Annotated in this window: 11 protein-coding genes; 10 read left to right on the forward strand and 1 reads right to left on the reverse strand. The window is 39.5% G+C overall.

Annotation, left to right across the window (positions count from 1 at the left end):
* Positions 1-15: 15 nt before the first annotated feature.
* Positions 16-4470 carry a translocation/assembly module TamB gene (locus KQP79_RS20215; RefSeq protein WP_032856318.1) on the reverse strand — a complete coding sequence of 1485 codons (4455 nt, stop codon included), beginning with the start codon at positions 4468-4470 and terminating at the stop codon, positions 16-18.
* Positions 4471-4670: 200 nt separating this feature from the next.
* On the opposite strand from KQP79_RS20215, the gene tsaD reads away from it, so the two are divergent.
* The 10 genes from tsaD (at position 4671) to KQP79_RS20265 (ending at position 13066) form a co-directional block, all read left to right on the forward strand.
* Complete coding sequence (gene tsaD, locus KQP79_RS20220; protein ID WP_004306076.1) at positions 4671-5690, forward strand: tRNA (adenosine(37)-N6)-threonylcarbamoyltransferase complex transferase subunit TsaD; 1020 nt, start codon at positions 4671-4673, stop codon at positions 5688-5690.
* Between the two features lie 44 nt (positions 5691-5734).
* Positions 5735-6967, forward strand: a complete 1233-nt coding sequence (locus KQP79_RS20225; protein ID WP_004312444.1) for a competence/damage-inducible protein A — start codon at positions 5735-5737, stop codon at positions 6965-6967.
* Between the two features lie 122 nt (positions 6968-7089).
* Positions 7090-7350, forward strand: a complete 261-nt coding sequence (rpmB, locus tag KQP79_RS20230; RefSeq protein WP_004295983.1) for a 50S ribosomal protein L28 — start codon at positions 7090-7092, stop codon at positions 7348-7350.
* A gap of 21 nt (positions 7351-7371) precedes the next feature.
* Positions 7372-7560, forward strand: a complete 189-nt coding sequence (rpmG, locus tag KQP79_RS20235) for a 50S ribosomal protein L33 (RefSeq protein ID WP_002560155.1) — start codon at positions 7372-7374, stop codon at positions 7558-7560.
* A gap of 16 nt (positions 7561-7576) precedes the next feature.
* Positions 7577-7735 carry a DUF4295 domain-containing protein gene (locus tag KQP79_RS20240; RefSeq protein WP_004295982.1) on the forward strand — a complete coding sequence of 53 codons (159 nt, stop codon included), beginning with the start codon at positions 7577-7579 and terminating at the stop codon, positions 7733-7735.
* A 138-nt stretch (positions 7736-7873) separates the two neighbouring features.
* Positions 7874-8833, forward strand: a complete 960-nt coding sequence (gene ftsY, locus KQP79_RS20245) for a signal recognition particle-docking protein FtsY (protein ID WP_004295981.1) — start codon at positions 7874-7876, stop codon at positions 8831-8833.
* Positions 8830-10140 (forward strand): 30S ribosomal protein S12 methylthiotransferase RimO, encoded by a 1311-nt coding sequence (gene rimO / locus KQP79_RS20250; RefSeq protein WP_004312446.1) that lies wholly within the window; start codon positions 8830-8832, stop codon positions 10138-10140. Before ftsY ends, rimO begins: the two co-directional genes overlap by 4 nt.
* Complete coding sequence (locus KQP79_RS20255; protein ID WP_004306073.1) at positions 10133-10405, forward strand: HU family DNA-binding protein; 273 nt, start codon at positions 10133-10135, stop codon at positions 10403-10405. Before rimO ends, KQP79_RS20255 begins: the two co-directional genes overlap by 8 nt.
* Positions 10406-10417: 12 nt before the next feature.
* Positions 10418-11833 (forward strand): HU family DNA-binding protein, encoded by a 1416-nt coding sequence (locus KQP79_RS20260; protein WP_004312447.1) that lies wholly within the window; start codon positions 10418-10420, stop codon positions 11831-11833.
* 237 nt (positions 11834-12070) lie between these two features.
* Positions 12071-13066: an AAA family ATPase gene (locus KQP79_RS20265; RefSeq protein ID WP_004295977.1), complete on the forward strand. Its 996-nt coding sequence runs from the start codon at positions 12071-12073 to the stop codon at positions 13064-13066.
* The last annotated feature ends 83 nt before the right edge of the window (positions 13067-13149 follow it).

The raw sequence follows: 13149 nt of genomic DNA on the forward strand, positions 1-13149 counted from the left end.
ATCGTTTATTATTTTTTACTGCTCCTGTACACGTTTTCTTTTCACTGCCGATTTAGCAGTTTTATCAGTGATGCTGTCCGTTTGTTGCGGTTTCACCTTTTCAGCTTCTTCCCGTTTCCGCTTATTGCGTAACCGCCATTTATTCCAGAAATATAGATCACTCCATTTATTGAAATCCTTTTTATACATGATACCTACACCTTGTGTAGTCAAGTTTGTTTTTGTGTAATAACGGTCATTTGTCTCATTATAAGCCTTCAAACGAATATCTCCCGAACGGGTAATCAGCCATTCTGCTTCAAAGTCTCCTACAAAGTTAGTATTAGCCATCGGATTATCCCGATAACCGAAGTTTCCGTTTATCAATAAACGGTTATTCAATAATTGTCCCGACAAAATACCTTCTACTTCCATGTCTGTCCAACCCTTATCACCCGTACTCAAATTCGTACCGATATTCCAGTTATTCGTTTCAAAGACCTGTGAAAGTGCATTGTTCAACTGGCCGGAGAGAGTAGATGAGAGCACCGATGACATCACATTCGAATTCTGATTATTATTACGGGCATCTTCCGTATAGAACTTGCCAATACCCAGCAAATAAAGAATCTGCATATTCATTTGCTCTTCCGTACTGATATAATTACGTACCAATGTTTGTATTTCATCTCTTTCATTCGGAAGCTCAATACCCAGTTTGATAGTCGGTCGTACCAGCATACCACTTAGATTCATGATACAATTTACACGCACATTGGGTTGTTGTATAATAGCCGAAGCATCCGGTATCAAATCATTCAAAGAGGCAGAGTTCACTGTATATGAAGCTTGTATGTCCATGTTAGCATCCAAAGGTGCACCATTGAACGTTATTGTACTTCCATCTTTGATAATAAAGTCTTTACGAATCACTTCCTGCAAACTAAATTTATATACTCCTTGATTGATCCGGTAATTACCAAACATTTTCACATCGCCCTTATTATAAAATTCCGTCCGGATATTTCCCGTACCTTTTCCGCTGATATAATCTCCGGCAATAGGGTCCATAATGATTCGCATGGTGGCATCGGGAGTTGCATCCACGAGAATATTCAAACGGATATCTGTTTTCTGCTCTTCCTCCTCCTGACGTTTTTGCTGTATTTGTTCGTAATATGAGATTACTTGAACAGAATCCTGGATAGTACGACGAGGTGTTTTATCCACGAATTTGATAAACTGATTGCTAGTAGCCGATGCTACACTACCATTAATATAGGTAAAGGTAGTATTTCGATTTGTAGTCATGGCCACATTTACATCGAGCCCCTGTATGGCGTTTCCAGAGAGCAATACATTCCCGGTACCATATACCGTACCATAGAAAGGCATATCTGTCGATTCTTTTGTGTTCATCACAAGCATATTATTTGCCTGTATCTCGAAACGATAGTTTAGGTTCTTAAAATGCTGGAAATGCAAATATCCATTCATTCTCCCCGAATGCCCTTCCATATCAGAGATATGTATATTATTGAATGTCAATCCGGTAGGAGCCAAATGAATAGTATCTTTTACCGCAAAATGTGTGTTTAAAATATCAAAATTCATGGATGCATCTGTCATAACCGCACCATCCAGGTTCAATCCTTTAAATTTTCCATAGAAATGTACTTTTCCTGTTCCTCGCCCTTTAATATCATTGGCAATAGACTTCATATAATGTTCGAGGAATTTCAGATTCAATTCATTTGCTTCAATATTTAAATCAAGTCCGCTCTCGGGTTTTAATGGATAAATAATACCCGTGACACGCGACGGAGAAGGAGATATATCCTGAATGGATGCATCCAACCGGATACCTCTGTTTTCATTATCCCACTCACCATATATATCCAGTTCACCCAAACGACCGTGATTGAGTGAGAAATTCTTTATAAATAAACGGGTATTCATGATAGGCTTTTTAAACACTCCGCTTGCATAAGCCGTTCCTGTTGCATCGCCCTCAAAATTTACATCGTCGGATATACTTGCAATATCAAATACATATCCCATATTTATATCCTTTAGATCAACCTTTACAGTATCTTTAGGATTCTCGGAAAGCCGGCCGTTAATACGTACATACCTATCCTGATGACTAAAATAGAAATTATTCACATCCACTCGTCCGGAATCGACCACCACCTGCGAAGGATGTATCTTCCAGAGAGTATCATTTAAAATAACATCAGTAGGCTTCACATCCACCATCGCTTTCAACAATGACTTTTCTCCACTTGTACGTAGAAATTTGGCAACAGCTGCTAATTTCCCGCTATATGTTGCTGCAGCATTATTTCCCCAATCCAAAGTCGTACTGACATTGTCATCTTTAGCTTGTGCATCCAGAGATAGATTGACTGCCCCTTTCTTTTTCAAATTAGTCAGACGAACCCGTGCATGAATATGATCTGCCGGATTCTCGCACAGAATCATACCTGACTCAATATAGTTGTTCTTATATTGCAGACGGGGAAAATATCCCTCTACACGCAAGCGTTGTAAAGCATCATTAAAATATCCCTTCAACGTAGAATGAGTATATACCGTTAACGGTATATCAAATATCGTAGATAAAATGTCCGTATTATATATATGTATATCAAACAAAAAGTTATTATGGGTTTCAATCGGCTTCTTGGGAGGTAATATCAAAGACGGCACATATTTCCGCATAATATTCAGAATACTGGCAGGCAATGTGTGATATTGGAATTTTCCCTCTATGCTTGCTTTCAGGAATTCGGAAGTCAATCTAAGCTGATTTTCTCCATTTTGTTTGGTTGCCCGGATATTCATATTCTGCATGAAATATGCTTTATCCGGAGCTGTAAATTCCAAGCTATCCACATTGATTTCTCCAATCATCTCATCCACTGATCCACCTGTAAAATTGGCTTTCAGTTTTAAAGAGAACTCTGCATCAGGATATTTGGTCGTAAGATTCAAATCATGTGGGCGTACTTTATTGACTACTGCAAGAAAATTAAAAGTAGGAACTTTGGATGCAACATTTACGTCTCCATTCAGATAAATAGAGCCATTAGGATCATCCAACGCAATCTTTCCATTAAATCCGCCTTGTTTGTATTCTCCGTCCAGTGTGATATTTTCATATCTATATCTGCTATAATCTATCGAAGCAATCAGTCCTTTCAATTCTACGGCAGGCAAGTGGTCAGCAATATGCCGGCCATGTACATCCAGATTGAAAGTAATTTCTCCCAATTCCTCATTATCCAATAATTTACCTAGTTGAAAATCCTCTGTTTTGACAGCTCCGGAATACGCAAACAATCCTTTTGTCTTATCAGAACTCAATTTTAAGTCGGTCTTTACATTTCCAAGACTCGTTTGTAATTGTCCATAAGTAACTAAGTCCGTGAAGTATCCCGAAATTTCTCCCTGGAAACTCACGTTGCCCAAACGTTCGAGAAGAGGAGGAACTCCATTATAATTAGGACTCAAATTACGCACTAAAAAACCGACTCCGCGCGTATTGGCCGAAAGTTCGGAAAGGGTTCCATATACATACGCATCTTGTGGATGCGATAAGTCCTGAAGCGATACATCTCCTCGCAGACGGAACTGACGGTCATCGGCTGTAATCTCCAGATGCGAACAAGTCAACTGATCCACAGTTCCCTTCACCTCCATATCCAACGTCACCGGTTCCTTGAAATGCGAGAGGATAGGGACAAAAGGAGAAATATCTTTTAAAGTAACTTGCGATGGCAAAGTACGGAAAGAGAAATGCACCTGTTCTGTAAAACGGTCAAAAGCTTTCAAACTATCATACTCCAAATGAATGGTATCGAGCTTGAGAGAGGTTTCGGGCAATTCTATTGTAAAATTATCAATGTTTGTCTGCTTGTTATTGGCAACCAGTTTCAAACTCATTTTTTTCAAAGAGAAGCCGGATGCTTTTTCATCAAGGCTCAATCGCTTGATCCCTAAATTCAAAGAGTCCTTACTTAATGCCTTCAGCGATATATTAGCGATGATATTTTGAAGCTGAATATGCTTAGCATTAAATTTCCCCGGTGTTTCTTCTTCCGACAACACATGATAAGACATCCTTCCACGACGAATCAGGATGGAATTAATACGCAAATCAAGGGAGTTTTCTTTCTTCACGGTATCTTTGGAAGCAAAAGCATCCAAAACAAACTTAAAATTAGGAGGGAAATCCGGAGTCTCTTTCCGGAGATTGATATTAAATCCGAAAAGCTGGACACTGCTAATGGATATCTTTCCTTTAAAAAAGGGCATAATATCGAACTTGGCAGACAAGCGTGTGACTTTGAGCATTTCCTGACCACTCTGATCGTCAAGCAATACATCATCAATAATAATACGGTTCAATAGACCCATATTAATTCTACCAATCACTACCTTTGTATTTAAAACTTCAGAAAGTTCTTCAGCTACAAATACACTCATTGCTTGCTGAATGTTTGGTATATTCAGCAAAACAATAGTCCCGATATATACTCCCAGTACAATACCTACTACCCAGCGTACAGTCTTTTTCAGCGTTCTGATATGCGATAACTTTTATTTTGCGGACAAAAATATAAAATAGTTCGTTACGAATCGTAGTTTTATGATTACTTTTGCACCGTTTAATAGTTTAAATACTTATGAGTGCAATAATTTTAGGAATTGAATCCTCCTGTGACGATACGTCGGCAGCCGTAATCAAGGATGGTTATTTGCTGTCAAATGTGGTATCAAGTCAAGCCGTACATGAAGCATACGGTGGAGTAGTACCCGAGTTGGCTTCACGGGCACACCAACAAAACATCGTACCGGTAGTACATGAAGCATTAAAACGTGCCGGCGTCACCAAAGAAGAGTTGAGCGCGGTAGCTTTCACTCGCGGACCGGGATTGATGGGGTCTTTGCTTGTTGGAGTCTCCTTTGCAAAAGGATTCGCTCGTTCTTTAAACATCCCAATGATTGATGTTAATCATTTGACCGGACATGTTTTAGCTCATTTTATTAAAGCGGAAGGAGAAGAAGAGAGACAACCTGTTTACCCATTTCTCTGTTTGCTGGTATCTGGAGGAAATTCACAAATCATACTGGTCAAAGCCTATAATGATATGGAGATTCTTGGACAGACTATTGACGATGCCGCAGGTGAAGCTATTGATAAATGCTCTAAAGTGATGGGACTTGGTTATCCCGGCGGACCGATCATTGATAAACTGGCTCGTCAGGGAAATCCGAAAGCTTTTACATTCAGCAAACCGCATATTCCTGGTTTAGATTACAGCTTCAGCGGATTGAAAACTTCCTTTTTATATTCATTACGCGACTGGTTAAAGGAAGATCCTGATTTCATAGAACACCATAAAGTAGATCTTGCAGCATCATTGGAGGCTACTGTAGTGGATATTCTGATGGATAAATTACGAAAAGCCGCCAAAGAATATAAGATTAATGAAATAGCTGTGGCCGGAGGAGTTTCTGCAAATAATGGATTGCGTAATGCTTTCCGGGAACATGCCGAGAAATATGGCTGGAACATTTTTATCCCTAAATTCAGTTATACGACTGATAATGCAGCCATGATCGCCATTACCGGATATTTCAAATATCTGGATAAGGACTTTTGTTCTATTGATCTTCCGGCTTATTCTCGTGTGACGTTATAATTGGGTACACCTTATTATATATAATAGGATAAAAACTAAGAAGTATGTTTGCCGAAATAATAACCATTGGCGACGAACTGTTGATAGGACAGGTTGTCGACACTAATTCAGCCTGGATGGGGCAGGAATTAAATAAAATAGGCATTGAGGTTCTTCGTATTGTTTCAATCCGTGACCGGGAAAAGGAAATTTTGGAAGCGATTGATAATGCGATGGAAAGGGTGAATATTGTTTTAGTAACCGGAGGACTCGGACCTACCAAAGACGATATCACCAAACAAACTTTATGCAAATACTTTCATACAGAACTGGTTTTCAGCGAAGAAGTATTCGAAAATGTAAAACGGGTACTGGCAGGGAAAATACCAATGAATGCACTCAACAAAAGCCAGGCAATGGTTCCGAAAGATTGTACAGTGATAAATAATCCTGTAGGAAGTGCTTCTGTCAGCTGGTTCGAAAGAGATGGAAAGGTACTTGTTTCCATGCCGGGCGTTCCGCAAGAGATGACTGCCGTAATGACAGAAAGTGTATTACCTAAGCTGCACGAGAGGTTTCAAACGGATGTGATTATGCATCAAACATTTCTTGTACAACACTATCCGGAATCCGTATTGGCAGAAAAACTGGAACCGTGGGAGAGTGCTCTGCCAGAATGTATCAAATTGGCATATTTGCCTAAGCTGGGGATTATTCGTCTTAGACTGACAGGACGCGGACAAAACAGGGAAGAAGTAAAAGTTCTTCTTGAACGTGAAAAGGTAAAATTAGAGAAAATACTTGGTGAAGACATTTTCGGTGAAGAAGATACGCCATTGGAAGTTATAGTCGGTGAACTTTTAAAAAAGAAGAAATTGACCGTTTCCACCGCAGAAAGTTGTACCGGAGGCAGTATTGCCGCACGTTTGACCTCCATTGCCGGTAGTTCTGAATATTTTAACGGAAGCGTAGTAGCCTATTCTAATGAAGTAAAAATGGGACTTTTACACGTTTCCTCCGAAACATTGGAGCAACATGGGGCTGTCAGCGAAGAAACTGTGATTGAAATGGTAAAAGGTGCGATGAAAACACTAAAAACCGATTGCGCCGTTGCTACTTCAGGGATAGCAGGTCCTGGAGGGGGTACTCCCGAGAAGCCGGTGGGAACTGTTTGGATAGCCGCTGGTTATAAAAACGAAATTCATACTTACAAACAGGAAACGAACCGCGGAAGAAGCATGAATATCGAAAGAGCAGGCAATAATGCACTACTAATGCTCCGTGATTTACTCAAATAAAGAAAAATAGGTGCCTGGAAGTGAATTATTTTAGGAAATTCTTGTTTTATACGGATAAAAGTGCTTACTTTGCGTCCTGTTTGAAAGAAGTATAGATATAAAACTATAAAAATAAGATAGAAATGTCGAAGATTTGTCAAATTACCGGAAAGAAAGCCATGATTGGCAACAATGTTTCACACTCAAAGAGAAGAACTAAAAGAACCTTTGATTTGAACTTGTTTAACAAAAAGTTCTATTATGTAGAACAAGATTGTTGGATCAGCCTTAGCATTTGTGCTAACGGGTTGCGTATTATCAACAAAAAAGGACTGGATGCTGCGCTGACTGAAGCAGTGGCTAAAGGTTATTGTGATTGGAAAAGCATTAAAGTAATCGGCTAAACGTAGAGGAGAAAACTTACAATGGCAAAGAAAGCAAAAGGTAACAGAGTACAAGTGATTCTGGAATGTACAGAACACAAAGACAGTGGAATGCCGGGAACATCTCGTTATATCACAACTAAGAACAGAAAGAATACTACAGAAAGACTTGAGTTGAAAAAATACAACCCGATTCTGAAGAGAGTAACAGTACACAAGGAAATTAAATAATAAAGTAGTATAACCCATGGCAAAGAAAACAGTAGCAAGTTTGCACGAAGGTTCTAAAGAAGGTCGTGCTTATACCAAGGTTATCAAAATGGTAAAATCTCCGAAAACTGGAGCATACGTTTTTGATGAACAAATGGTTCCGAACGAAAAAGTACAAGACTTTTTCAAAAAATAATCGAAATAGCATATACGCTATAACTGCAAAATCCTCTCATTGGCGAACAATGAGGGGATTTTTTATTGCTTCTTTTTTTACTTTTCCAATCCTTTGTTATATCTTTGTAGCAAATGTATTATACAAACAAGTGTAAATATGGGATTTTTTAGTTTTTTTTCAAAGGAGAAGAAGGAAACTTTAGATAAAGGATTATCTAAAACCAAAGAGAGCGTATTCAGTAAAATAGCTCGTGCTGTGGCTGGCAAGTCAAAAGTAGACGATGAAGTATTAGATAATCTGGAAGAAGTGCTGATTACATCTGACGTCGGCGTAGAAACAACTTTAAATATTATCAAGCGCATCGAAAAACGTGCTGCTGCAGATAAGTATGTAAATACTCAGGAACTGAATCTTATATTACGTGACGAAATAGCAGCTCTGCTTACTGAAAATAATTCGGGTGATGTAGCTGATTTCGACGTACCCATCGCAAGAAAACCTTATGTCATTATGGTTGTGGGAGTAAATGGGGTAGGTAAAACTACGACCATTGGTAAACTGGCTTATCAATTCAAGAAAGCAGGTAAATCCGTTTACTTGGGAGCCGCTGACACTTTCCGCGCTGCAGCTGTGGAACAGCTAATGATTTGGGGAGAACGGGTAGGAGTTCCCGTAGTTAAACAGAAAATGGGAGCAGATCCCGCATCTGTGGCTTATGACACTCTTAGTTCGGCCGTTGCCAATAACGCAGATGTGGTTATTATTGATACAGCCGGTCGTCTGCACAATAAGGTAGGCTTAATGAACGAGTTGACCAAAATTAAGAATGTGATGAAAAAGGTAGTGCCTGATGCACCGGATGAAGTTTTATTGGTACTGGACGGTTCCACCGGACAAAATGCATTTGAGCAAGCCAAACAATTTACTTTGGCGACGGAAGTTACCGCTATGGCCATCACTAAGCTTGATGGAACCGCTAAAGGTGGTGTTGTGATTGGTATTTCCGATCAATTCAAGATTCCTGTTAAGTATATCGGACTAGGCGAAGGCATGGAAGACCTGCAGGTATTCCGTAAAAATGAATTCGTTGATTCCTTGTTTGGAGAAAATGCATGAAAAGAAAAACAATAGATATTATTACTTTAGGATGTTCTAAAAATCTGGTTGACTCCGAGCAGCTAATGCGCCAATTGGAGGAAGTCGGATACAGCGTAACTCATGACACTGAAAATCCGCAAGGAGAAATTGCGGTAATCAATACATGTGGTTTCATTGGTGATGCCAAAGAAGAATCCATAAATATGATTCTGGAGTTCGCTGAAAGAAAGGAAGAAGGGGATTTAAAGAAACTTTTCGTGATGGGTTGTCTTTCCGAACGCTATCTCAAGGAATTAGCTGTTGAGATACCACAGGTAGATAAGTTTTATGGGAAGTTTAATTGGAAGGAGCTTTTACAGGACTTGGGAAAGGTCTATCACGATGAATTATATATCGAACGGACATTGACAACTCCCCAGCATTATGCTTACCTGAAAATTTCAGAAGGATGTGATCGTAAATGTTCTTATTGTGCTATCCCTATTATTACAGGACACCATATTTCCAAACCAATGGAAGAAATTCTGGACGAAGTACGATACTTGGTATCGCAAGGCGTGAAAGAATTTCAGGTGATCGCACAGGAATTGACTTATTACGGCATAGACCGGTATAAGAAACAAATGCTTCCGGAATTGATTGAGCGTATTTCTGATATACCCGGGGTGGAATGGATTCGCTTGCATTATGCTTATCCAGCACATTTCCCAACAGATTTATTCCGGGTTATGCGCGAACGTGACAATGTATGTAAATACATGGACATTGCCCTTCAGCACATCAGTGACAATATGTTGAAGTTAATGCGCCGACAAGTGAGCAAAGAGGATACTTACCAATTGATCGAACAATTCCGCAGAGAAGTGCCGGGCATTCACCTGAGGACGACTTTAATGGTAGGACATCCCGGAGAAACCGAGGAAGACTTCGAGGATCTCAAAGAATTTGTACGTAAAGTACGTTTTGATCGAATGGGTGCTTTCGCATATTCCGAAGAAGAAGGGACTTATGCTGCAGAAACATACGAAGATTCTATTCCACAAGAGGTTAAACAAGCCCGACTTGATGAATTGATGGATATCCAGCAAGGTATTTCGGCAGAGTTAAGTGCAGAAAAGATCGGTAAACAGATGAAAGTTATCATCGATCGTCTGGAAGGAGATTATTATATCGGACGAACAGAATTTGATTCACCGGAAGTAGATCCGGAAGTATTGATTGATCGTTCAGAGAGAGAACTTAAGATCGGACAGTTGTATCAGGTAGAAGTGGTGAATGCGGACGATTTTGATTTATATGCAAAGATTATAAATGACTATGAATAATAAGGAATTTACATCCGAACTAGCGGAAAGATTGGGATACACAATCAAGGATACTTCCGAATTGATGAATTCTTTGTTGTCCAGTATGACACAAGAATTGGAAGAAGGTAATGTGATTGCAATTCAAGGATTCGGTTCTTTTGAAGTGAAAAAGAAAGCGGAACGGATTTCAATCAACCCGGCAAGCAAACAACGCATGCTGGTTCCACCTAAATTGGTATTATCGTATAGACCTAGTAATACATTGAAAGATAAGTTTAAATAAATATTTCCCGTTATGAATGAAAGACTAACAATTCAAGACCTTACTGACTTATTGGCAGCCAAACATAGCATGACCAAGAAAGACGCCGAAGCGTTTGTTAAAGAGTTTTTCCTCTTGATAGAACAAGCCTTGGAGAACGAAAAGACTGTAAAAATCAAAGGATTGGGAACTTTCAAACTTATTGATGTAGATAGCCGGGAAAGTGTCAATGTCAACACAGGCGAGCGTTTCCAGATAAAAGGACATACAAAAGTCTCATTTTCTCCGGATGCAAATCTAAGGGATACGATAAATAAACCTTTTGCACACTTTGAGACTGTTGTATTGAATGAAAATACAATTCTGGAAGATACTCCGATAGAAGAGACTGAGGAAGAAGAAACAGGAGAGGAAGCGTCAGCACAGGCAGTCTTAAATGAGATGGGGGATGACTCTGAAACTACTGTGATAGAAGAAAATGAAGGTACTGATGATGGTCTTTCGGAAGAAGAGCCGATTCAGGAAGAGCAAATAGCCAGTCAGCCACTTGCGGAAGAGTCCATTGAAGAACCTGCTATTACTGAGGAATCTGCAATAGCACAGGAATCGACAGAACAGACGTCTCCTAAAGAGCCCGAAGAAGCCATTACAGAGACTGATATCGAAGAAAAGGTAGAACAGCTGGAAGATGAAGAGGTTCCGGAAGAGGAAGTGATAATCAATGAGCAGCAAGCAGCATCTATAGAAGAAGAAAAAGAAGAGATCACTGCCGAAAAGATTATAGAGCAAGAGCTTCTAAAAGCAAATCTGCAACCTGTGACTCCTATAGTGCCTCCTGCTGAAAAAGAAACGATAAAACCGGTCCAACCGGAACAAGTATCCCAACCGGTTTCTAAAAAGACAGCCCCAGTGAAGGAAAAATCTCCTGTACCTTATTTAATAGCTGTTATTGTAGTCGTTTTGTTATTATGCGGAGGTGTCATTCTTTTTATTTATTATCCGGATTTATTCTCTTCTTCATCTGACAAGAATGCACTTAATATGCCGCCTGTGACGACTCAACCCGTTCAACCGGAAGCGCAGCTTTCTGATACGATTGCACATAAGGATACTACAAAGGTAATAACGCCTGATGTATCCAAAGTCGCTACCACGACACAACCGGTTGCCAAAAAAGAAGAAGCTATTCCTGTCAAAGCAGAACCTCAAACGGTTACACAACAACCTGCTACTTCTGCCTATCTGGATTCAGCATCTTATAAGATTACGGGAACCAAGACAAAATATACAATCAAAGAAGGAGAAACTTTGACTAGGGTTTCCTTGCGTTTTTATGGTACAAAGGCAATGTGGCCATACATTGTGAAACACAATCCGAAGGTTATTAAGAACCCCAACAATGTACCGTATGGCACAACTATTGAAATACCAGAACTTACAAAAGAATAAGTAGTTATAATCCATTCACCCGACCATGCAAATCCTGTATTGGTCGGGTGAAGTGTTATGGATGTACAAAAGCGTATGAAAGTACCTTAATCTAAAGATTTCGCATTGTTTTTTAATAAAAATTAGTTGCAATCGTTAATTATATGGCGTACTTTTGGGGCAAAATAAAAAGCCTTATGACACAGGCAAGGCTTACATAAAATTAATGGGATTTAAATAATAAAATATTAAGTATTTATGGCTGAATCAATTGATATCCGCGAGCTAAATGAGCGGATTGAAAGACAAAGTGCTTTCGTTACCAATCTTACGACAGGTATGGACCAAATCATTGTTGGTCAGAAACATTTGGTTGAATCACTGCTTATCGGATTACTTTCCGATGGACACGTCCTCTTGGAAGGTGTGCCTGGTTTGGCGAAAACTTTGGCTATTAAGACACTCGCTTCTCTGATTGATGCGAAATATAGCCGTATCCAGTTTACGCCGGACTTATTGCCTGCAGACGTTATCGGTACAATGGTTTACAGTCAGAAAGATGAATCTTTTAAAGTGCAGCGCGGACCTATTTTCGCAAACTTTGTATTAGCTGATGAAATAAACCGTGCTCCTGCAAAAGTACAAAGTGCTTTGCTGGAAGCAATGCAAGAACGTCAGGTTACTATTGGTAAAGAAACATTCATGTTACCGGAACCTTTCCTTGTATTGGCAACTCAGAACCCTATCGAACAGGAAGGTACTTATCCGCTTCCTGAAGCACAGGTTGACCGTTTCATGCTGAAAGTAGTCATTGATTATCCGAAGTTGGAAGAAGAAAAATTGATTATTCGTCAGAATATCAATGGTGAGAAGTTCAATGTGAAACCTATTCTAAGAGCGGATGAAATTATTGAAGCACGTAAGGTTGTTCGTCAAGTCTATCTGGATGAGAAGATCGAGCGTTATATTGTAGATATCGTATTTGCAACTCGTTTCCCAGAAAAATATGACCTCAAGGAACTGAAAGATATGATCGGATTCGGAGGTTCACCTCGTGCGTCTATCAATCTGGCTTTAGCTGCTCGTACGTATGCATTCATCAAACGTCGCGGCTACGTTATTCCGGAAGATGTACGTGCTGTAGCACATGATGTTCTTCGTCACCGTATCGGATTGACATACGAAGCTGAAGCTAACAACATGACTTCGGACGAAATCATCAGTAAGATTCTGAATAAGGTTGAAGTACCCTAATTTGTAGTTATAATACAGTCAATAAGTAGTCATAAATATCTATGCATGACTACTTAACTACCTACTAATTAACTACTGTATAA

It is taken from the genome of Bacteroides sp. DH3716P, from assembly GCF_025914115.1.
GTDB lineage: Bacteria > Bacteroidota > Bacteroidia > Bacteroidales > Bacteroidaceae > Bacteroides > Bacteroides ovatus.